This window comes from Carboxylicivirga agarovorans (assembly GCF_050589845.1).
GTDB lineage: Bacteria > Bacteroidota > Bacteroidia > Bacteroidales > Marinilabiliaceae > Carboxylicivirga > Carboxylicivirga agarovorans.
Window position 1 is genome coordinate 61,820 of the sequence record NZ_JBNGPA010000002.1, and the last position, 21,796, is coordinate 83,615.

18 protein-coding genes are annotated in these 21,796 nt (G+C 40.0%); 3 read left to right on the forward strand and 15 right to left on the reverse strand.

Annotation, left to right across the window (positions count from 1 at the left end):
• Positions 1 to 38: 38 nt before the first annotated feature.
• Genes ACRD69_RS02430 through ACRD69_RS02445 form a run of 4 tightly spaced genes read right to left on the reverse strand, consistent with a single transcriptional unit; the run spans position 39 to position 4,932 of the window.
• A complete protein-coding gene (locus ACRD69_RS02430) occupies positions 39 to 2,348 on the reverse strand; it encodes a multiheme c-type cytochrome (protein WP_430813473.1) in 2,310 nt (769 codons plus the stop codon).
• Complete coding sequence (locus ACRD69_RS02435) at positions 2,349 to 2,822, reverse strand: QcrA and Rieske domain-containing protein (protein ID WP_430813474.1); 474 nt, start codon at positions 2,820 to 2,822, stop codon at positions 2,349 to 2,351. It lies immediately after the preceding gene.
• A 10-nt stretch (positions 2,823 to 2,832) separates the two neighbouring features.
• Complete coding sequence (locus tag ACRD69_RS02440) at positions 2,833 to 4,107, reverse strand: cytochrome b N-terminal domain-containing protein (RefSeq protein WP_430813475.1); 1,275 nt, start codon at positions 4,105 to 4,107, stop codon at positions 2,833 to 2,835.
• 60 nt (positions 4,108 to 4,167) lie between these two features.
• Positions 4,168 to 4,932 carry a DUF2490 domain-containing protein gene (locus ACRD69_RS02445; protein ID WP_430813476.1) on the reverse strand — a complete coding sequence of 255 codons (765 nt, stop codon included), beginning with the start codon at positions 4,930 to 4,932 and terminating at the stop codon, positions 4,168 to 4,170.
• 105 nt (positions 4,933 to 5,037) lie between these two features.
• Here ACRD69_RS02445 and ACRD69_RS02450 point away from each other — a divergent pair, with 105 nt between their 5' ends.
• On the forward strand, positions 5,038 to 6,255 hold the full coding sequence (locus ACRD69_RS02450; protein WP_430813477.1) for an NAD(P)/FAD-dependent oxidoreductase: 1,218 nt from the start codon (positions 5,038 to 5,040) through the stop codon (positions 6,253 to 6,255).
• Between the two features lie 153 nt (positions 6,256 to 6,408).
• Positions 6,409 to 7,671 carry an arginine deiminase gene (locus ACRD69_RS02455; protein WP_430813478.1) on the forward strand — a complete coding sequence of 421 codons (1,263 nt, stop codon included), beginning with the start codon at positions 6,409 to 6,411 and terminating at the stop codon, positions 7,669 to 7,671.
• Between the two features lie 75 nt (positions 7,672 to 7,746).
• On the opposite strand, the gene sucC is transcribed toward ACRD69_RS02455, so the two are convergent.
• Positions 7,747 to 8,937 carry an ADP-forming succinate--CoA ligase subunit beta gene (sucC, locus tag ACRD69_RS02460; protein WP_430813479.1) on the reverse strand — a complete coding sequence of 397 codons (1,191 nt, stop codon included), beginning with the start codon at positions 8,935 to 8,937 and terminating at the stop codon, positions 7,747 to 7,749.
• A gap of 98 nt (positions 8,938 to 9,035) precedes the next feature.
• Here sucC and ACRD69_RS02465 point away from each other — a divergent pair, with 98 nt between their 5' ends.
• Entirely contained in the window at positions 9,036 to 9,563 is a 528-nt protein-coding gene (locus ACRD69_RS02465) for an RNA methyltransferase (protein ID WP_430813480.1), read from the forward strand.
• 99 nt (positions 9,564 to 9,662) lie between these two features.
• Here ACRD69_RS02465 and ACRD69_RS02470 read toward each other — a convergent pair whose 3' ends face one another.
• The 10 genes from ACRD69_RS02470 to ACRD69_RS02515 all read right to left on the reverse strand — a co-directional run bounded on the left by ACRD69_RS02470 (position 9,663) and on the right by ACRD69_RS02515 (position 21,659).
• Positions 9,663 to 11,387 carry a hypothetical protein gene (locus tag ACRD69_RS02470; RefSeq protein WP_430813481.1) on the reverse strand — a complete coding sequence of 575 codons (1,725 nt, stop codon included), beginning with the start codon at positions 11,385 to 11,387 and terminating at the stop codon, positions 9,663 to 9,665.
• 432 nt (positions 11,388 to 11,819) lie between these two features.
• Positions 11,820 to 12,299 carry a hypothetical protein gene (locus tag ACRD69_RS02475; protein ID WP_430813482.1) on the reverse strand — a complete coding sequence of 160 codons (480 nt, stop codon included), beginning with the start codon at positions 12,297 to 12,299 and terminating at the stop codon, positions 11,820 to 11,822.
• 107 nt (positions 12,300 to 12,406) lie between these two features.
• The gene (gene pnp, locus ACRD69_RS02480; RefSeq protein ID WP_430813483.1) at positions 12,407 to 14,554 is read right to left on the reverse strand and encodes a polyribonucleotide nucleotidyltransferase; all 2,148 of its coding nucleotides are present in this window, start codon (positions 14,552 to 14,554) and stop codon (positions 12,407 to 12,409) included.
• Between the two features lie 211 nt (positions 14,555 to 14,765).
• On the reverse strand, positions 14,766 to 15,035 hold the full coding sequence (gene rpsO / locus ACRD69_RS02485) for a 30S ribosomal protein S15 (protein WP_430813484.1): 270 nt from the start codon (positions 15,033 to 15,035) through the stop codon (positions 14,766 to 14,768).
• 175 nt (positions 15,036 to 15,210) lie between these two features.
• Positions 15,211 to 15,798: a hypothetical protein gene (locus ACRD69_RS02490; protein WP_430813485.1), complete on the reverse strand. Its 588-nt coding sequence runs from the start codon at positions 15,796 to 15,798 to the stop codon at positions 15,211 to 15,213.
• Positions 15,799 to 15,978: 180 nt separating this feature from the next.
• Positions 15,979 to 17,049, reverse strand: a complete 1,071-nt coding sequence (locus ACRD69_RS02495) for a potassium channel family protein (protein WP_430813486.1) — start codon at positions 17,047 to 17,049, stop codon at positions 15,979 to 15,981.
• Positions 17,037 to 18,305: a DUF2851 family protein gene (locus ACRD69_RS02500; protein ID WP_430813487.1), complete on the reverse strand. Its 1,269-nt coding sequence runs from the start codon at positions 18,303 to 18,305 to the stop codon at positions 17,037 to 17,039. Before ACRD69_RS02500 ends, ACRD69_RS02495 begins: the two co-directional genes overlap by 13 nt.
• Positions 18,306 to 18,432: 127 nt before the next feature.
• A complete protein-coding gene (gene pyrF, locus ACRD69_RS02505) occupies positions 18,433 to 19,260 on the reverse strand; it encodes an orotidine-5'-phosphate decarboxylase (RefSeq protein WP_430813488.1) in 828 nt (275 codons plus the stop codon).
• Positions 19,261 to 19,330: 70 nt separating this feature from the next.
• Positions 19,331 to 20,416 (reverse strand): peptide chain release factor 1, encoded by a 1,086-nt coding sequence (gene prfA / locus ACRD69_RS02510; RefSeq protein ID WP_430813489.1) that lies wholly within the window; start codon positions 20,414 to 20,416, stop codon positions 19,331 to 19,333.
• Between the two features lie 73 nt (positions 20,417 to 20,489).
• On the reverse strand, positions 20,490 to 21,659 hold the full coding sequence (locus ACRD69_RS02515) for an AIR synthase related protein (RefSeq protein ID WP_430813490.1): 1,170 nt from the start codon (positions 21,657 to 21,659) through the stop codon (positions 20,490 to 20,492).
• Positions 21,660 to 21,796: the final 137 nt, after the last annotated feature.

Here is a 21,796-nt window from a genome sequence, read left to right on the forward strand (position 1 = left end):
GAGGAAAGAGACGTAAAATTTTAATGGTTTTTGATCTTTTACTTCAATCGCTCCAGTACCTGATCTAATTCCTGCATATCAGGATATGCTTGTTTCATTTTTAGTGCCAGTTGTCTGGCTTTGCTGTTCATTGAATTGCTAAGATAATAGCGCAGTAACTCGGCATTACTGTTATATGAGTCAAAGTTCTTTATTTCAAGCTTCAGGTAGCGTTCTGCCTCAGCTTTATTGGCATTGAAATCGTACATCATTGCAATATTATGTGCCACCCGCGGACGGTGAGGATTTAACTGGTACGATCTAACGAGGAATGTAAGCGACTCATCGTATTTTTTCAATTCCGACAAAAGCAAACCAAAAGAGTACATGGCCTGTGCATCTTCGGGCTCATGCTTCAGGTAGTCACGGAACAGCAATTCGGCTTTATCATTCTTCTGGATCTTATTGTACAAATAAGCCATGTTAAGCTTTATAAAGTGTAGTTCTTCATCTTGCTGAAGAGCTTTCAGATAAAACGATTCGGCATCGCCATAATTACCCTGGTTATAGTAATAGTTGGCCAGGTTGTACTTACCAATCGGGAAGTCGGCATTGTAAATCAATATCTCTTCATACTCTTTTATGGCTATATCATATGCTTTTTTGTGCTTAGCCGGTAATTGCTCAAGGCCTGCTGTTGAGATAATACGGGCTGCCTCTGTTCGTATGGCTTTGGTATCATCGCGCAGCATGGGGTAAAGTAAATTTAAATCATCTTCACTGGTTAATTGTATGGCTCTGACTGCCGCCAGTCTGATGTCGGGATATAAATTACCCAGATAAGTTTCTACCTCGTGCTTAAGCGTATCCTGGAAATAATTGCCCATGTATTGTATTGACAGGCTTCGGATGTTATGCGGATAAAGCTCATCGTCAATAATGCCTTTTAAACGACCAAGGCTCTCTTCCTTTCCATTTCTGGCATCGTCAAAGGCCTGGGCGAAATGGAAGGTTCTGTTTTCACCGTACCATTGGGTAATGTAGTTCTCTGACCATTGATTGCTCTTGTCGGCATGGCACTGGTTACAGGCATTTGGCACATCGTATTTGATCGACAGGTCGGGTCTTGGAATCCTGAAGCTATGATCGCGACGGTAGTCAACACCCATGTAGTACTGTCCGTGCATGTGGCAGTTGATACACAGGGCTCCTGATCCGACATCAAACTTAACCCCTGACTCTGATATAACAGCTTCTCCCGGCATGCCTTCCATTTTATGAAAATGGTGATCGGGCGTATCGTAAATATCCGCTGTGTGACATTGTAAGCAAAGGGCGTTGTAGTCATCGTCAAATAATAGTTTGCCACTGTGCACATTATGACAATCGTTACACTGAACCTCGCGGTATTTGGTATACATTTTACTTTGCGTAAACGAAGCATAGACATAATCTTCATCCAGTATCTGCCCGTCGAGGTGCCAGGTTGGAACATCGGGCAGGTTAGGGATAATGTGGTTATGTATATTCTGTGTGGAATAGTCAAAATCGCTTAAAGAGCTGCGTCGAGAGTGACATCGGGCACAATTATCAACGTATTGCTCGTTATTAATGCCACTGGTTTTAACCGGCAGTCCATAGTTTTCATATTCATCACGCGCATATTCAGGTAATGCAGCCCACTTCAGGTGGTTTGATGAAGGACCATGACATGCTTCACAACTCACATCAATTTCAGACCAGGTAGTGTTATAGGTATCATTAATGTGATCGTAATTCTTTTGAAGGTTGGTTGAGTGGCAATCGGCGCACATGCTGTTCCAGTTTTGTGCCTGGTTAGTCCAGTGTAACCAGTTGTCATGATGCATATCCTGATCGCTGTATACCGAATCGACCATATGATACCATACGCTGTCTAAAGTATTCCAGGTTAAAGGCAGTGTTTGCAGGCGTCCGCCATCAAACTCAACCAGAAACTGTTGGAGGGGAGTGAAACCAAAAACATATTTCACCTCAAAATCCTGCATGGTGCCGTCTTCACCATCGGTATTTACCATAAACTTGCCGTCTTTCATAAATGCACGATGCGTCATGCCATTTCCTTTAATGGTAACATTGTTAAAATTGGCAAGAACAGTTGTGTCATTGGCTATGTCCATGGCCCTGTCGTGGTGCGAGCCAACCCAGTCATTGTACTCGGGCAGGTGACATTCAATACAGGTTTCGCGACCAACAAAATGAGGCTCTTCACTTGTGGTGGCAGAAGAAGAAACGCTGTATGTTTTAATAAGCAGATAGGCCGGCAAAAGCAAAATTAATGCACCCACCAGCGCCAATGTGATATTGTTATATTGTCGCGTGTTGATCATCTAGACGTATGTTATTTGTGAGCGATCATATTTGTTTCGTTTCACCGGATTGGCAGTGTCAACCAGTACTTTATTGTCAATTATGGTAACCGGAAGAAGGTCCAGTGCGCGTGTTGCAGGAGGAGCCAGCACATCGCCATGTTTGTTAAAGGCCGATGCATGGCAGGGGCACTGGAATTTATCCTCTTTTGTTTTAAACTGAATAGTGCAACCCAGGTGTGTGCATTTAGTTGATAAGGCCAGGAAACCGCCATCTTTCAATCGCGAAAGGTAAAAGCGTTCTGTGCTAAAAGGGTATACCTGCCCGTTTTCAAAAAGATCAACATCACCTGCATCAAAAAGGTTTTCAGGTGCTTTGGCTTCATTACCTTTCTTTAGTAAGTTGGTAAGAACATATACCAGTTCAAGGGAAACCAAGGTAAAAATGGCCTTTTTTATAAAGCTGCGCCTTGTTATTTTTTTAATAAAATCCATAGTCAGTGTTTTATGCAAATAAATGCATGCCTTCTCCTCTTAGTAAACTTCCAACAAATGTCATCACCAGGTAGCCAGTCAGTAATATGGTGACAAGTGCCATTATCATCTCAATTTTACCGGCTTTCAAATGATTTTTTGCAAAGAACATAAAACCATAGGTTGGCACAACATATAATACAATCGGAAATAAACCTGTCGTTATCAATACCGGCCAGTCTGGCATCCATTGCTGGAAGGTCAAAACATACTCAGTACCTACAATGATAAGCATTGTAAAAACAATGGCATATATGGCCGACCAAATCGTGATCTTCTTGCCAACGGCCGAGTTAAACCAAACACCGGTATTGACCTTTGTGTCTTTAATATATGGTATGTAGACAAGAAAAGCTGTAACTATAACAGGCACTATAAATATACCAAACCCGGGATGCATGTGAAGTAATAGCTCCTGAAATCCCATAAAATACCAGGGAGCTTTACTTGGATTTGGACTCACCAAAGGATTGGCCTTATCAAGTAAAGGAGCATCAACAGCCATTGAGAATACAATGAGTAATAATATAAGTGAAAGGGCAACTACAATTTCTTTATAAACCAGTTCGGGATTTGTTTTAACCATTTCCTTTTCTGATGAAGCGGGGACGGCAACACCCTTGGCTTTGCGTACCAGCCAAAAATGAATGCTCATTACAAATACCATTAAAAGTGGTAAAAGCCCGGTATGAAAATGATAGAAACGTAAGAGAGTACCTTCGTTCACTTCTGTGCCTCCGCGCACAAGTGATGCCAACGACTCACCAATAACAGGAATATAACTGAGCATGTTGGTCATAATGGTAACGGCCCAGTAAGCAAGCTGATCCCATGGCAGGAGGTAGCCTGTGAAATTGGACATGATCACTAAAAACATTAAAACCAGTCCGTATATCCAGTTTTTTCTTCGCTCATAGTAAATGGATTGGCTGTAAAATACCCTTACAACATGAAGGAATGAGACAATAACCAATAACATGCCGCTCCAGTAGTGCATGTTTCGTAAAAGCTCACCAAACAGCACATTTTCCTTTAAATAAATGATAGAATCATAGGCTCCTTTTTCAGAAGGAACATATATAAAACGAAGCAACATACCGGTAATGAACAGCAACACAAACAAAAGAGCTGCAATACCTCCCAGCCCGAATGTACGGGTATATTTAATGGCATGGGCATTGACTCTTGGCGGATGAATGTGAAGTAAAAACTTGCTTATTGCTTTTGATGTGCCTGGTTGATGCATACTTATTAAGTTTAAGGCTAAAAATACAGCATTTTTTTATAAACGGGTTCTTAAAGGATTTTATTGGTTCCAATATAAGGTTTGTCGCAAAGTGACCTGAAAAATATGAGTCACAACCTGATCAACGCCCCTGGCCACTTTTGTGTGCTCTAAATAGTAATTGGTGTCAGCACTCAGCTTTGAATTGAACTGATAACCCAATCCCGCGCAGTATCGGCCACGTACCCAAAAAACATCTTCAGCTTCCTGGTATATATTAAAATTAAACTCTGCAAATGTGCGGTAAAAAAACGACTTGGGTGCGATGGGCTTTCCGTCAAATCGACCCTGATGCAGGATACGGTAACGCAAGCGTATCTTAAAATCGCGTACATCGTTATGCACATGTGTAAACATGCGCTCCTCAAGGCGAAAGCGGTGTTTTAATGATGAAGCCTGAAACCTGGGATAACTGATGTGAAAGGCCTGATGAGGCCGGTATTCATGACGGGTCACATCAACTTCTTCAGCGATATCATCATTTAATATATCATCCTTGTAATGAATACGGTTATACATGAAACCAAGATCATAACTATAGAAATCGTTGATCTTTCGACTGATATTACCTCTGAATCCCCACCTTGTCCATATGTTATTTCCTAAACCTAAATAAGAGCCTGCATCGATGTTCAGGGTGTACTTGTCGTTAAGCCGATGCCGTTGCACATATATTAAACGAAGTTCACCTGAACCATTGAACAGGTTAAAATCAAAATGTTGCTGGGCACTTGCCAACAAGCTAATGAGTAATAAAGGGAAGATTAGTATCCGTCTTTTTTTCATTCTTTATAATAGTATTCAACCCAAACAGGTTCGGATTGTTATAATCATTAAGAATTGCAAAGATATTAATTATCATTTTTAATTATTGTATTAAAAAAGTAAGATATGAGTTTTCAGAACTATCCAATTATAGCGATAGGAGCAAGTATAGCATCCATCAGTTTTATCCGCACCCTTCGTGAGAATGGTGATAAACGGAAGATACTGCTGGTGCATGGTGAAGATCGCTTGCCATATAAGCGCACCAAGATCAATAAAAACATGGTGCGCGGTTTTGATAAGGATGAGTTTAAAATAGCCGATGAACAATGGTACATGGATAATGATGTGACCTTGCTGTTTGACAGGGTAATCAACATTGACAGTGCAGAAAAGATGATCAGCACCAAGTCAGGGCAGGTATTTAGCTACGGAAAACTGCTACTGGCCACCGGTGCCGCATCTGTGGTTCCTAAACTCAGTGGTATTGAGCAACAGGAGATCCATAAAGTACAAAATGCCTATGATGTTGACCAGGTACTTGAGGCTTGTGCTGATAAGGAGCGTTTTTTGATCATTGGTGGTGGTGTTGAGGGTGTTGAAACAGCCGATCAGTTAATCAGAAAAGGAAAGCAGGTTATTTTGGCCAGCCGCATGAAGCAGCCTTTACAAAAACTGTTTCCCGAAAGTTTGCTTAACGTTTTGCTTGAAAAAATGCTGGCAAGAGATCTTAAGCTTTTCTCAGGTGTGTCTGTATCATCTGTTCGTAAGAAAGGTGTGGGCTATTGTACAACTATTTTAGGGCAGGAGCTGGAGTTTGATGCTGTGATTGCCTGCACTGGAGCTATACCTAATGTTGATCTGGCTGTTAAGGCCGACCTGAAAGTGGAACGTGGTATCGTTGTTAATGAGTACCTGCAAACATCAGATAAGGATATTCTGGCGGCGGGCGATGTGGCTCAACATAACCGGGGTGTTGTTACGGGTTTATGGCATGCTGCCGAACACCAGGGCAAACTGGCAGCGCTTAATGTGCTGGGAACTCCTCAACCGCATTCACTTCCTCCTTATCGCTTAAAAACGGAGGTGTTCGGATTGTTTATGTTTTCAGCAGCTTACGACTTGCTGGTGCCGGGACAGTATGAGGTGGTTGAAGAAAAAGATGGTGATATACATCGCTTTATGTATTATGAAGATGATAAGCTATTAGCTGCCGTTTTTATAAATGATAAAGACCGGGCTAAAACCTATCAACAAGCCCTGTTTGAAAAATGGGATAAAAATAAGGTCAAAGAGGAGTTACCGTTACCGGCTAAACTTGGTTTTTCATTCGCTCTAGGTTAATGAATGAGTAAATATTCAATAGATTGTATTTTTATGCATTACTCACTAATGCTTAATTATTTAAAGAAGTGCATTCAATCATTTTTTTAATTGCTTATGGTTTTTAAATTTGCGTCGAAGAAGAAACCAAATAAAATTTAAACCAAGTAGTCCATGATAAAAACTGTAGATACCGGTGTGTTCTCCGAAATTGGGGAACTGGAAGGTGTGATCTTACACACGCCGGGTAAAGAGGTTGAGAATATGACGCCCTCAAATGCAGAGCGTGCATTATATAGTGATATTCTGAACTTATCAGTTGCTGTTGATGAATACAAGCAATTTTCAGGCGTTCTGGAAAAAGTAACACAGACATACCAGGTTAAAGATTTACTGGCCGAGATATTGGAACAGCCCAAAATTAAACTTAGCCTGATCGAAAAGATCTGTACTTACGAACAGGTATTGAATATTAAGGAAGATCTGCTTGAGCTACCTGCACCTGAGCTAGCCCGTCAGCTCATTGAAGGAGTAAGCCTGAAAACAGATTCATTAACTACTTTCTTATCAGATGATCGTTACTCATTGCGACCATTGCATAACTTTTTCTTTACGCGCGACGCCAGTGTTACCATGTACGATAAGGTACTGATATCAAAAATGGCTAACAAAGTACGTGAGCGTGAAGCAATAGTAATGGAGGCGATCTTTAACCATTCGGCCCGTTTCAAAACACAAACGGTCAATCCGCTTAACTTCTATAATGTAGGAGCAGAAACAATGATCGAAGGTGGTGATGTGCAAATTGCCCGTGAAGATGTATTAGTGATCGGTAACAGTGCCCGTACCTCTTCCCAGGGAATTGATTTTATCATCAATCAGCTAAAGCAAAAGAAAGACCGTCATTACGTGGTGGTGCAGCAATTACCGGATACGCCTGAGTCATTCATCCATTTAGACATGGTGTTTACTTTCCTTGATAAGGATGCCTGTATGGTGTATGAGCCGTTAATTATGAAAGATAGCCGCTACAGCACTATATTAATTACGGTTGATAACGGTGAGGTTGCTTCTATTGAGAAAAAAGAAAACCTGGTTACCTGCCTTAAGGATTTGGGTATGGATATGAAACCGATCTGTTGTGGTGGCTCAAGTGATATCTGGACGCAGGAACGTGAGCAGTGGCACAGTGGAGCTAACTTTTTTGCCATGGGCCCTGGAAAGGTATTAGGGTATGCGCGCAACGTTTACACCATGGAAGAAATGAATAAGAATGGTTTTGAAATAATTAAAGCCAACGATGTTATTAGTGGCACTGTTGATCTAAAGGACTATGAAAAATATGTGGTTACCATAGGAGGTTCAGAACTGTCGCGAGGAGGAGGGGGTGCTCGTTGTATGAGTATGCCTGTGCGTCGCAAACCGGTTAAGTGGTAATATTACTAAAGCAGATATATTAAAGCGGGATTGTTCATGTAAACAATCCCGCTTTCTTTATTTTGTTGACGGGTTTTAATTTACAATTTGTTGTACCAGGTCAGAGGCTTCCTTAAGCGTTATAGCCGAGTATACTTTCAATCCTGATTCATCAATGATCTTCTTGCCACCTTCAGCATTGGTTCCTTGCAGGCGAACGATAATAGGTATGTTGATCTCACCAATGTTTTTATAAGCTTCAACAACACCGTTGGCCACTCTGTCGCAGCGAACAATACCACCAAAAATATTGATCAGTATAGCTTTTACATTAGGATCGTTCAGAATGATTTTAAGACCGGCCTCAACAGTTGTTGCATTGGCACCACCACCAACATCAAGGAAGTTGGCCGGATCACCACCTGATAACTTGATAATATCCATAGTAGCCATTGCCAGTCCTGCTCCGTTCACCATACATCCAACATTACCGTCAAGCTTCACAAAGTTAAGGTTGCTTTTGCTTGCTTCAGTTTCCGATGGATCTTCTTCACTCAGGTCACGCATAGCAGCATAATCAGGGTGACGGAATAATGCATTGTCATCAAGGTTAACTTTTGCATCAACAGCTAAGATCTTATTGTCTGATGTCTTTAAAACCGGATTAATCTCAAACATGGATGAATCGGTTGCCACATAAGCTTTGTATAAGGCATCAACGAATTTGGTCATTTCTTTAAATGCTTTTCCTGACAAGCCAAGATTAAAAGCAATTTTCCTTGCCTGGAATGCCTGAAGGCCAACACCCGGTTCTACTTCTTCCTTATGGATGAGGTGAGGCGTTTTTTCAGCAACTTCTTCAATGTCCATTCCTCCTTCAGTGGAGTACATGATTATATTTTTGCCTGTCGAGCGGTTCAGTAAAACACTCATGTAATATTCATCTGTTTCACTTTCTCCCGGATAGTATACATCCTGGGCAATCAGTACTTTGCTGACTAATTTTCCTTCCGGACCGGTTTGGTGTGTAACCAGGTTCATGCCAATGATGTCAGTAGCTCTTTCTTTAACTTCGTCCAATGATTTGGCAAGTTTTACACCTCCGCCTTTTCCGCGGCCACCTGCATGGATCTGCGCTTTTACAACCCACCAGCCTGTGCCGGTTTCCTCTTTGAGTTGTTTGGCTGCCTCAACAGCTTTTTCAGGTGTTTCAGCAACAATTCCTTCTTGTATAGCTACGCCGAATGATTTAAGTATCTCCTTTCCTTGATATTCGTGTATATTCATATTCTTTAGGATTTAATATTTCATTAAAGGGTACGATTATTATTCAATTACATATAAAAACAGGAATAGTGCTATTTTTGTTGTCAAAATTACCATGAATGAGAAAATTAAGAACAAGTGAGCTGAATCGTTTGAGCGTTGAAGAGTTCAAAAACAGTGATAAAATGCCCATTACTGTTGTGATGGATAACATCAGGAGTCTAAATAATGTTGGTTCGGTTTTCAGAACATCAGACGCCTTAAAGGTTGAAAAAATAATTTTGTGTGGAATTACTGCGACTCCTCCCAATAAGGAAATACATAAAACGGCATTGGGTGCAGAAGAATCAATGGATTGGTCGTATGAAGAGCAAACAGAGGATGCTATCGCTCAATTGAAAGAAGCCGGATATACGATTTGTAGTCTGGAGCAGGTGGAGAACAGTACGTCCCTTATCGATTTTCAGCCCCGAAGGGGAGAGAAGGTCGCTTTGGTTTTAGGTAATGAGGTCAAGGGTGTTCAGCAAAAGGTGGTTAATATCAGCGATGTTTGCCTTGAAATTCCTCAGTATGGTACCAAGCATTCATTCAATGTATCGGTTAGCGCCGGGATAGCATTGTGGGAGCTGTTTCGTAAGATGGCTTAGAGCTTAGTTTATTGTTTAACCTGTATACTTCGGGTTTTAAGGATATAAAAAAAGGGTGAATCAAACGATTCACCCTTTTTTTATATGTCGTATTATTGATTACTGAATAATAGACTTGAAAGTTGCATCTTCGAAGAATTTAGCAAATTCCATGTCTGAAGCAGCAGCAGTCTTGAATTTAGCATCAAGTTCACAAGCTTTACGTAAGCTGTCAAACATCATGTCATTCTCAGCAGTTCTTGCACCAACAATTGCTTTTAAGTAGTATTTGAAACCTACTTCCATTGTGTTAGCGTTGATAGTAGACAAAGCAGCATCGTACTTAGTAGCTAAGATCTTAGCTAAAGCAGCGTTACAGCTTGTGCTATTACCAAAGTAACGGATAGCAGCATCATAATCACCTTTGTGGATTGAAACAATACCTAAGTTGTTGTCAAGCTCAGCACCAGCACCAGCAGCAGCACCGAAATACTCTTCAGCTTTAGCAACATCACCTTCGCGAAGAGCAATAACACCTAAGTTGTTGTTTACTTCAGCAACACCACTTTTAAGGCTGTTAGCTTTTTCGAAAGCAGCTTTAGCACCAGCGATATCACCTTTAGCATAAAGAACACAACCAATGTTGTTTTGAGCTCTCCAGCACTTAGCGTGTTTAGAAGCAGCTTCTTTGTAAATTCTTAATTGCTCATCTAAGTCTTCAGTTAAAGTAGCGGCATAAAGAATTTCTTCTAAGTTCAATTCGCTTGGGTTGCTGGCAGCTAATTCCTTAATTTCTTCATCGCTCTTACCAATAACTTCAGCATTGATAGACATTTGAGAACGACGTAATTGAGGAAGAATTTCGTCAGCAATTACACTGAAAGTTTCTGACATATTCTTGATTTCACGCTCGCGTACTTCAGGATCACTGTACATAGAAAGAACACGTAAGATCAGTTCTTTGTCCTGAATATCAGATTTTGTCATTAATTCCTGGAATCCTTCCCAGTCTTCTGGAGTATTTTTCAAAGTGTACATTGCATCATCAGTACCACCTTCTACTTTAGCTTTCTTCATTTCGCGTGTGATATAGTCTTTAGCTACTTTCTCACGACGAGTTGCTAATTTGCTGTTTAAGTCAGCTGGTCCGTCTGGAGAAGCATAAGCAGAAATATCAACACCTTTGAAGTTGATGTTTTCAGCACCCTGAATTTCTTTCATGTACTCTTTTAAAGCAGCGATGTCTTCTTTTCTTAATTCAGAACCACGAATGTTAGACTGCTGGATAAGGAAGAAAAGGTCAGCTGTTTTTGCGTTAGCAATGATTCTTTGGAAAGCATCATCACCGATAGCAGCTTTAGCACCTTGATCAGCTACTAATTCTGAAGTTGAGATAACACCATCAGCAATTTTGTAATCTTCAAAATCTTTAGTTGTTGAACCTTTAGTTGCTTTGATACGAACAACAAGGTCAGAAACTCTCATGTTCTCATTGTAAGGAACAGAGTTGCTGTAAGTGAATGTACCACCTGTTGCGTTAGAAATAACTTTGTCGTTACCGTCAACATTTTCACCTTGCACGCGGTAAGAAGGGAAAGCAGTTTCTCCTCCTTCGTATACTAATACAGGAGTTGCTTCAATGCTTACGTTTTTGTCGAAGTATTTTTCAGGAAACTGAACTGTCACATCAAGATCAACTTGTCCTGCGTGTGCTTCTAATACTGGAGGATTGACTGAATAACTAACGTCTTTAGCACCTTTGTTCATTTTGTCTAAACCAGAACAGCTTGCTAATAACGCTGCTACGGCTAGAGATGCAATTAGAGAAATTCTAATTCTTTTCATAATGTTTACCCAATTATTTGTTTTTGACTTTATTCTACAGTGTCTCCTGCAAAATTAAAAATGTTTTTAAAAAATTAAATAGAGATAAGTCATTATTTGACGTTATCGACCATTAAAGATAAAGAAATAAAGGAAAATATACAGTTTAATCATCAAAAACATAAGATTAATCTTTACAGAATGCAATTTTGGTCAAATGTTGATCCCTGTTTATCTCCCCTGCAAAACAGGTTTCGAAAGGTTTTTTTTCATGAATCCATAGACCATTGTTGCCTTTTTTTTAACTCAAATTTTACCTTGTTTCCCACAGTATTATCTTACTTAAGAAGGATTATTGGCTTTATTTTGCATTGTTTACTGAGCGTACCTCATTGGTAATATAAGATGATTAAATAGGCGCTAAGGAGCAGATAAACAGTTCTTAGTGGTGTGTTAATAGAGCTTGTTTTTTAGCTTGAGCTTATTCTCTTTTAATTTACCACCTGAATAGCCGATCAGCATTCCGAAGGCCCAACCTATACTGGCATTGGCAATCATCATTTCTGTTCCGTTTACAAGCGAGGCCAAAAGACCTAAAGATACTCCACAAAGCATTCCAATAGTGGTGAATGATGATGTTATGCGACCTTTAACGTGTTGTTGGTGTGTGTGCTTGAGATGTTTCTGTGTTTCTTCGGCCCACTGATCGAATCTTTTAATGGTAGCTATGTCCTGCTTAAATAAGGGACGAATATTGGCAACAAAAGCTTCCCCTTCATTGCTGAATTTTTTGCAATGGGTGCACTTAGCCATATTATTATCAAGAACATTCATTAAACGTGGTAATACGGCCAGGCTTAGTGATCGTATTTCTGCCTTTGGAATGTCTTTAAGCTGGTCGTTGAGCAAATCAAATGCTTCTTCTTGCTTCATTGTGTATTGCTTGGGTGTTTTCCTGGATGTAAAATATGAAAAATATCGGGTGGAACAAAAAAGGCCTGCTCATTGAGCAGGCCTTGGCTAAATATATGAGTTGATACTTAGTCTTTTTTAGGCTTCTCTTTGCGCTCAGGTCTTGGTAATAATACCTTACGCGAAAGCTTCAGTTTACCTGATCGTTGATCGACCTCAATTAACTTCACCTCAACTTCTTCACCTTCCTTAAGTGCATCCTCTACTTTTTCAAGTCTTCTCCACTCAATTTCAGAGATGTGTAACAGACCATCTTTACCAGGAAGAATTTCAACGAAAGCACCAAATGGAACGATCGACTTCACTTTTCCACGGTAGACTTCGCCAACTTCAGGAACCGCTACGATAGCTTTTACTTTAGCAGTAGCTGCATCAATTGAATCTTTGTTTGAAGCAGAAATAGCTACGTGACCTACATCCCCTTCTTCTTCAATTGTTATAACAGTATCAGTAGTAGCCTGAATTTCCTGAATGATCTTACCACCAGGGCCGATCACAGAACCGATCATATCCTTAGGAATATCGAAGCTGATGATACGCGGAGCATGTGGTTTGTAATCTTCACGTGGTTCAGTAATGGTCTCCTCAATTTTGTCAAGGATATGCAAGCGTCCTGCTTTAGCTTGATTTAAGGCTTGTTCCAGAACTTCGTATGATAAACCATCAACCTTAATATCCATTTGGGTAGCGGTAATACCATCACGTGTACCGGTTACTTTAAAGTCCATGTCACCAAGGTGGTCCTCATCACCTAAAATATCTGAAAGTACAGCGAATTTACCAGATTCCTTATCGGTAATCAGACCCATTGCAATACCTGAAACAGCTTTCTTAACAGGAACACCAGCATCCATAAGAGCTAAAGTACCTGCACAAACAGTTGCCATTGATGATGAACCGTTTGATTCAAGAATATCAGAAACTATACGAACAGTATAGGCATAGTCTTCAGGTAGCATGCGTTTCAATGCGCGGAAAGCCAGGTTTCCATGACCAATCTCACGACGGCTGATACCGCGCGCAGGGCGTGCATCACCTGTTGAGAATGGAGGGAAGTTGTAGTGTAACAAGAAGCGCTCATAGCTTTTGTTCATGACATCGTCAATCAACTTCTCGTCTAACTTGGTACCCAGTGTTACAGTTGTTAATGACTGCGTTTCTCCACGTGTAAATACTGCTGAACCATGAGGTCCCGGCAAATAGTCTACTTCACTCCAGATATGACGGATTTCATCAGTTTTACGACCGTCCAAACGTACTTTCTCGTCAAGAACAACCTTGCGAACAGCCTCTTTTTCAACGTCGTGGTAATATTTCTTGATCAATCCCTCAGGAGCTTCTTCCTCAGAATCTTCAGGGTAGTTTTCAGCTATAAACTCTTCACAAATAGCTCCGAATGCATCGATGCGCTCGTGCTTGTTTGGATTGGCTGATTTTGCAACTGCATATGCTTTATCGTATGTAGCTTCCCATACTTTCTTTTCAAGCTCCTCATCGTTCTCTTCGTGGCAATACTCACGCTTCTCAGTCTTACCAAGAGCTTCCATCATCTCGATTTGAGCCTGGCACTGTACTTTGATAGCATCATGAGCCACCTTCATTGCCTCTAACAACTCAGTTTCTGAAACTTCAGACATTTCACCTTCTACCATCATAATATTTTCCATGGTAGCTGCTACAATAATGTCCATGTCAGCTTCAGCTAACTGTGTAGCTGTAGGGTTAACTAACAATTCGCCGTCAACACGTGCAACTCGTACTTCAGAGATAGGACCGTTAAACGGAATGTCCGAAACAGCCAAACAAGCAGAAGCTGCTAAACCGGCCAGCTGATCAGGTAAAACCTCTGCGTCAGCCGAAATAAGATTTACAGTAACAAATGTATCTGCATGGTAATCGTCCGGGAAAAGTGGACGTAAAGCACGGTCAATTAGGCGAGAAACTAATATTTCGTAATCAGATGGACGCGCTTCTCTTTTCTGAAATCCACCAGGGAAACGTCCAACAGCCGCGTATTTCTCTTTGTACTCAACGGTTAGTGGCATAAAATCCACATCAGGTTTCGCGTCTTTTGCAGAAACAACCGTCGCTAATAAATAGGTATTACCCATTTTTACAACTACCGAGCCGTCAGCTTGTTTCGCTAACTTACCTGTTTCAATGGTAATTGTTCTGCCATCACCCAGTTCAATAACTTTTTCAAATGGTTCAATCATGACAATTTTTTATTCTTTTTTATCCTTCTTTTATCACCGCCAAAGATATGTATTAAACTTTGATTACGATAAAAAAGAAAGGGTTTGTTTTATATTTAGTCTCAATAAATTAAGCAAAATGGTAAATTTAGGAGGGAGTTTGAAGAAAGTATCCAAAAAAAAGAAGGCAACTACCTGCGGTAATTGCCTTCTGAATGCTTTGCTTAATTGCTTACTTACGAATACCTAAGTCTGCAATAAGAGAACGATATCTTACGATATCTTTTTTCTTTAAATAGTCTAATAAGCTACGACGCTTACCTACTAATTTAATCAACGCATGCTGCGTGCTATAATCTTTACGATTTGACTTAAGGTGTTCAGTCAAATGAGAAATACGGTATGAAAATAATGCAATCTGGCCTTCAGTAGAACCAGTATCAGTATTCGACTTTCCGTACTTTTCGAAGATTTCTTGCTTTTTCTCTTTTGTTAAGTACATAATACTTTATTTAAATATATTTTGCGGGTGCAAAGATAGATATAAATTTCATTGTAACAAGAGAATGGTTATTAGTTTTTTACAAAAAAAAACAGGCCGACCAATGTCAACCTGCTTTTTATAGTATTGTCCTGAATCAAACAGATGTTGTTGAGTCTAATTCAAGATGTTTTTTCTAGTAACCACGCTCTTCAGCCATTTTTTGCATTTCCTGGTTGAAGATCTCTTCAAATTTAGCTTTGTCATAGTCAACCTGAAGTTTTTGGTTGCTACTCATCTTGTTACTGATGCCATTAAGAATATCTTCCTTACTAACTTCCACAGCTACAAAGCCTCTGTATTTGCCATTGGGTAATACGCTTTTTTTCTGACAGGCTACCACAACATTTGTAATGGTTTCATCGGCAACTTCACGTGTAAGATTCTCAAACTTGGCTTCAAATTCTGATGCATCACCAAATTCGCGCTCATTCACATACCTGTCAGTTACTGATTTTGTGCTTGAACTGATCAGGGTTACTAATCTTTGTTTGGCATTAAGAAGTGCTTTTTCTTCAGCTAAACTCAAGTCAGAACTGGTAGCCATAGCACTGGCACGGAAATAATTTTTATCTGACCGGCCTTTATCTTCACAAGGCATATCTTCAAGGATTGTTCCTACTTCAGCATTAGTGCTAACCTTTTCCTTAGATTTACAGGCGTTGAAACTTACTAAAACAACCAGTGTTAAAATAGCTGCTCCAAAAAATCTTTTTGTATTCATAATATAAGTATTTGGGTTTCTAATTTTATTTTACACGGAATTGTATATCAAAAAGCGAACCAAATTTTAACATGGCTTAACAAATATTCAAATTCAGTGCAATTGTAATGTATACTTAGTTGACTTAAAAAAGTTGTTAGCAATATAAAAAATTAACACAAACAATGGTTTAATTCAATATTAACTGATACTTGCTGAACTACTTATGGTTTGTTCATTGCCGGTTAATATTAATTCAAATTGCTCAATCTGATTAGGTGAGCCAAGTACAAATAATTTATCAGCCGGTGTAATTTCTATGTCAGGAGAAGGATTAAACAGATAAGCACCTTCAGCAGTTTTTATACCAACCAGATTAGCTCCTGATTTCTCGCGAAGCCTTAATTCCCGTATCGTCTTCTTGTAATTGGCAACAGCCAGTTTATTACAGTCGATCTCCATTAACTGAACATCTTTTGACCGCTGTAATAGTATGTATTCTATGAATTCAACAACATCAGGTTGTGTAACCAGTTTAGCCATGCGTTGTCCTCCTATACGGTCAGGCATAATCACATTGGTAGCACCGGCGCGGCGTAGTTTGGTGTCGGAACGAAAATCACTGGCCCGACTGATTATTTTCAGCGACGGATTCATTTCAGCAGCTGTCAAAACCACAAACATATTGTCGGCATCATTAGGAAGTGCTGTGATCAAAGCACGGGCTTTTCGTATCTGTGCAGCATCAAGTACTTCTTCAGAACTGGCGTCTCCTTGCACATATAAGAGTTCTGGATCTTCCAGGATGCGCGATACAACATGGTCACGCTTTTCAACAATGACGAATTGCTCACCGTGTTCAGCCAGTTCAACGCAAGCCTGGTAGCCATTACGACCAAAGCCGCACACAATAACGTGATCTTCTAATTTGACAATCTTTTTTCTCAATTGATACGCTTTATATGATTGGTGTAATACTCCTTCAAAAATAATACGGGTTACTTGTGTGATTACGTAACCAAAAATTCCTAAGCTAAAAATAATAAGAAAAACGGTAAAAATCTTACCTCCATCAGTTAAAGGCACAACTTCGCGAAAACCAACCGTGGCCATCGTGATCACAGTCATGTATACAGCATCAACAAATCGATAGCTCTCAATGAGCATGTATCCCACTGATCCGATAGCAATAGTTAAGACCAATAAACCACCTGCCGTTAGCAGTGCTCTAATGGTATCATGGTATACTGTATTGTTTTCTACGCTTTGCATAATACTTTATGACCGATATGACAAGTCAAACACTTGTTGTGGTTGCAATAGTTTTTCTTCAGGTGAAGCAGGGCTTGTGCCTGTGCTTCATTTTTTGACAAAATACCAATAGCAGCCCAGTTCTCAATTGTTTTATTCTTTTCTGCGGGTTGTTGATAAAGATAATCAATGATTTTCTCTTTTTGTTCCTCATCATGGTGTTTTGCTGAATATATAAACAGATAAGGTATGATTGTGTTGTATATAATCCGTAAGCGCGATTGTTTTCCTAATGTTTTGGCAGATGAACGGGAAGACCGCATGTTCAATCTGTAATGCTCCTTCCAGTAGTCTGATATCGTTATTTGCATGTTCAATAAAGGGTGACTGGTATTTTTCAAATTGAGCAATGGGTCAAAGCATCCTTTTAGTGATGCAATAAGTTGACTTAATTGTGCTAAACGAATGGTAGGAAAATTGGCAGGTCTTAATCGGTGGAATTTCCAAATATGCCCGTCAATAGCCTTTAGCTGGTACTTTTGACTTAAAAATACATACTCTTTTTTTAGTTCTTTTGCATAATGATCTGTCATAGCTTCGTTTAAAAAGCCTGCTTGTCCCAACAATAAGGCTTCGACCTGAAACGGATTATCAGCATGTTTAAGTAAAGTGGTAAAAGGAGTTTGTCGTGCCATTAATTCAAAAGGTAAACCATTGATCCCAAAGCCAAAGCTGCGACACAACAAGATGAAGAAGACCTGGTCCCAATTATTTTTTGATTCCTCCAGCAATGCCTCTATTAAGATTGATTTCTCTTCCAGTTTCTCGATCAGCAGGCGTTCGATCCATTGGTGAAGGGTAAATTCATTGATGCCTGAAACCACATCAGCACACGGAATCCATAATTCATTAAAATATAGTTGCTGGTATTTTAATTGTAATTCTTTGCCTATCTCAATAAGGCATACAGGTATTTCTCGTTGTTTGGAGTTAAGAGTCGTAGAAGAGTTTTTCTCCACCACATGCAGAATGACATTGTCATAGGCTGAATCCTTGTGGTGTTGATGCTCATACCATTCTTTTGCGTTCTGATGAATTTCTACATTGCCGGCCCAAAGCGTACCATCAATTTTTATTTTCGCATTAAAAAAGTCAGGACCACCATCTGTGTTCTTAGTCCCAGGATGTATAACTTCCACACTTTCCCCATTGATGGTGAATAGTTCGGGTTTGTACAATTTATGCTGCCAGATATAATGCAAAAATTCTTCGTTCATAGGGTTGTGGTTTTGATTCTGAAATTAATTCTTTTGACAAGAAGCGCAAATAGGTTTACTATTCAGAATAAACAAAAAGCCCGAAACATAAATGTTTCGGGCTCTCCTATATCTATAGATGTCTTGTTTATATCAAGCCATGCTTTTTTAATAAGGCTTCCATGTCCTTTTGAACAACAATCGCATTTTCACGCGCTTTTGCGGCAAAATCTTCAGCATCGCTTGCATAAATAATACCGCGACTGGAGTTAACCAACAATCCACATTTGCTGTTCATCCCGTTTTTAGCAACTTCTTCCAGACTACCTCCCTGAGCACCTACACCTGGTACTAACAAGAAATGGTTAGGAATCAGTTTGCGTATATCGGCCAACATTTCTGCTTTAGTTGCACCAACCACATACATCAGGTTCTCTTCAGTTCCCCATTGGGCACTTGTTTTTATTACTTTCTCATAAAGTTTTTCGTCATTCTCTTCCATGAACTGGAAATCAAATGCTCCTTTATTTGATGTAAGAGCAAGAAGAATCACCCATTTATCAACATGAGTCAGAAAAGGTTTTACTGAATCTTCACCCATATACGGAGCAACAGTTACAGAGTCAAACTCCATGTGATCGAAGAATGCTTTTGCATACATCGCAGAAGTATTTCCAATATCACCTCTTTTGGCATCGGCAATAATGAAAATATCAGGATGATTGTACTTGATGTAGTTAACCGTTTTCTCCAGAGAATTCCAGCCATTAACACCTAAGCTCTCGTAAAAAGCTAAATTTGGTTTGTAAGCTACGGCTACATCGTGCGTTGCATCAATAATCTGCTTGTTGAAAGCGAAGATTGGATCAGTCGTGTCTAACAGGTGACGTGGTATTTTATTGATGTCGGTATCTAAGCCAACACATAAAAAACTCTTTTTCTTTTTAATGTTTTCAAAAAGCTCTTGTGATGTCATATTATTTAGCTGTTAGCTGCTGGCTATTAGCCACTAGCTTGTTATTATTAAATCTTCTGCTTAAAACTTATTACATTTCGCTTGCTTTCAATCGTTCAGCGTTTTCTTCAACGATCAGTTTATCGATGATCTGCTGAATATCTCCGTCCATTATAGCAGGTAAGTTGTATAATGTCAGGTTGATACGGTGATCGGTTACACGTCCCTGCGGATAGTTGTAGGTACGTATCTTAGCTGAGCGGTCACCTGAAGATACCATGGTCTTACGCTGTGATGAAATCTCGTCCAGGTACTTTTGATATTCAAGGTTATACAAACGTGTACGTAATTCAGCCATTGCCTTATCCAGGTTCTTAAGCTGTGATTTCTGATCCTGACAAGTAACAACAATACCTGATGGAATGTGTGTTAGTCGGATGGCAGAATAAGTAGTGTTTACTGACTGACCACCAGGCCCTGAAGCACAGTAGGTGTCTTTACGGATATCTTCTGTTTTAAGTTCAATGTCAAACTCTTCGGCTTCAGGAAGTACAGCAACAGTTGCAGCTGAAGTATGAACGCGACCTTGTGTTTCAGTTTGAGGAACACGCTGCACACGGTGAACACCCGATTCGTATTTTAAAATACCATACACTCCGCTTCCGGTAACATTCATTACGACTTCTTTATAGCCCCCCGATGTACCTTCGTTGCTGTTGGTTATTTCAACGCGCCATCCTTTGTCTTGGCAGTATTTAGTATACAATCGTGCTAATTCACCGGCAAAAATACTGGCCTCGTCACCACCTGTACCAGCCCTGATCTCAAGCACAGCATTTTTACTATCCTGGGGGTCGGCAGGAATTAAAAGAACTTTAATTTCTTCTTCCATCACAGGAAGCTTAGCTTCCAATTCGTCCAACTCCATTTTAGCCATCTCTTTCATCTCCGGATCAGTCTCCTCTTTGAGCATCTCCTTTGTTGATTCAATGTTCTTAAGGGTGTTTTCAAATTCATTACGAACTTCAACAACCTTCTCAAGCTCTGAGTATTCTTTGTTGAGCTTTACATATCTTTTGGTGTCTGCAATTACTTCCGGGTTGGTTATTTGTTCTGATACTTCCAGGAAACGTAAGCGAAGACCTTCCAGCTTCTCAAGTAAATCGTGTTGTGCCATATCTTAATTGTGACAATCATTAAACAATTGATAGAGGCTTTTTTGCCTACCATTTACAAAGACATCGGTGTGTCTAGTATTCGAAGGTGCCAAATTCACTTTCGATGGTAAGTTTTTTGCCTTCGTGCGCTTCTACACGGCCAACAACTTGTGCGTCGATGTTAAATGATTTGGCAATTTCGATGACCTTATCAGCCTTTTCAGGAGATAAGTATATTTCGTAACGATGCCCCATGTTAAAAACCTTATACATTTCTTTCCAGTCTGTACCCGATTCTTCATGAATCGTTTTGAAAAGAGGAGGAACATCAAACAAATTATCTTTAATAACATGAACGTTATCTACGAAATGTAACACTTTGGTTTGCGCACCGCCCGAGCAATGAACCATACCGTGGATATCACTTCGCATTTCGTCCAGTACTTTTTTAATAACAGGAGCATAGGTTCTGGTTGGTGACAACACCAGCTTACCTGCATCAAGGGGAGAGTCTTTAACGCTATCGGTCAGTTTATAGTTACCTGAGTAAACCAGTTCTTCAGGCACAGAACCGTCAAAACTCTCGGGGTATTTTTCGGCAAGGTACTTGGCAAATACATCGTGGCGGGCTGAGGTTAAACCATTACTTCCCATTCCACCATTGTATTCTTTCTCATATGTAGCTTGTCCTGATGAAGACAAACCAACAATCACATCGCCCGCTTGAATGGTGTGATTAGAGATCACATCGCTGCGCTTCATTCGACAGGTTACCGTACTGTCAACAATAACTGTTTTCACAAGGTCACCCACATCAGCCGTTTCACCACCTGTCGGGAAAATGCTGATGCCCATTTCACGCAATTCGGCCAGTAACTCATCTGTTCCATTGATAATAGCAGAAATAACTTCGCCGGGAATCAGATTCTTGTTACGACCAATGGTTGATGATACAAGAATGTTTTCTGTTGCACCAACGCACAACAGGTCATCTACGTTCATGATAATGGCATCCTGGGCAATGCCTTTCCAAACTGATACATCACCTGTTTCTTTCCAGTAGAGATAAGCCAGTGATGACTTGGTTCCTGCACCATCAGCATGCATGATGTTACAATATTCATCATCGCCCCCAAGAATATCAGGAACAATTTTGCAGAATGCCTGCGGGAACACTCCTTTGTCAATGTTTTTAATGGCGTTGTGTACATCTTCTTTTGAAGCAGAAACGCCGCGTTGATTGTATCTCGAATCTGAGCTCACAAGTATAAATTTATCAGTTTTTTACCCTATTTCGGAGTGCAAAAATAGTACAATCTTTCGGCATCATCAAAAAAGATGGTAGATATTAGAGCGACGGGGTAATCGTCAGTCAAAAGTTCTTTAAATACAGGAGTAAA

Excerpts from the sequence above, each read along its gene's own strand:
- ACRD69_RS02500 (WP_430813487.1), bottom strand. The coding sequence starts at position 18,305 with ATGAACGAAGAATTTTTGCATTATATCTGGCAGCATAAATTGTACAAA.
- pyrF (WP_430813488.1), bottom strand. The coding sequence starts at position 19,260 with ATGACATCACAAGAGCTTTTTGAAAACATTAAAAAGAAAAAGAGTTTT.
- rpsO (WP_430813484.1), bottom strand. The coding sequence starts at position 15,035 with ATGTACTTAACAAAAGAGAAAAAGCAAGAAATCTTCGAAAAGTACGGA.
- ACRD69_RS02465 (WP_430813480.1), top strand. The coding sequence starts at position 9,036 with ATGAGAAAATTAAGAACAAGTGAGCTGAATCGTTTGAGCGTTGAAGAG.
- ACRD69_RS02490 (WP_430813485.1), bottom strand. The coding sequence starts at position 15,798 with ATGAATACAAAAAGATTTTTTGGAGCAGCTATTTTAACACTGGTTGTT.
- ACRD69_RS02445 (WP_430813476.1), bottom strand. The coding sequence starts at position 4,932 with ATGAAAAAAAGACGGATACTAATCTTCCCTTTATTACTCATTAGCTTG.
- ACRD69_RS02455 (WP_430813478.1), top strand. The coding sequence starts at position 6,409 with ATGATAAAAACTGTAGATACCGGTGTGTTCTCCGAAATTGGGGAACTG.
- ACRD69_RS02470 (WP_430813481.1), bottom strand. The coding sequence starts at position 11,387 with ATGAAAAGAATTAGAATTTCTCTAATTGCATCTCTAGCCGTAGCAGCG.
- ACRD69_RS02495 (WP_430813486.1), bottom strand. The coding sequence starts at position 17,049 with ATGCAAAGCGTAGAAAACAATACAGTATACCATGATACCATTAGAGCA.
- ACRD69_RS02440 (WP_430813475.1), bottom strand. The coding sequence starts at position 4,107 with ATGCATCAACCAGGCACATCAAAAGCAATAAGCAAGTTTTTACTTCAC.
- ACRD69_RS02450 (WP_430813477.1), top strand. The coding sequence starts at position 5,038 with ATGAGTTTTCAGAACTATCCAATTATAGCGATAGGAGCAAGTATAGCA.
- ACRD69_RS02435 (WP_430813474.1), bottom strand. The coding sequence starts at position 2,822 with ATGGATTTTATTAAAAAAATAACAAGGCGCAGCTTTATAAAAAAGGCC.
- sucC (WP_430813479.1), bottom strand. The coding sequence starts at position 8,937 with ATGAATATACACGAATATCAAGGAAAGGAGATACTTAAATCATTCGGC.
- ACRD69_RS02475 (WP_430813482.1), bottom strand. The coding sequence starts at position 12,299 with ATGAAGCAAGAAGAAGCATTTGATTTGCTCAACGACCAGCTTAAAGAC.
- prfA (WP_430813489.1), bottom strand. The coding sequence starts at position 20,416 with ATGGCACAACACGATTTACTTGAGAAGCTGGAAGGTCTTCGCTTACGT.
- pnp (WP_430813483.1), bottom strand. The coding sequence starts at position 14,554 with ATGATTGAACCATTTGAAAAAGTTATTGAACTGGGTGATGGCAGAACA.
- ACRD69_RS02430 (WP_430813473.1), bottom strand. The coding sequence starts at position 2,348 with ATGATCAACACGCGACAATATAACAATATCACATTGGCGCTGGTGGGT.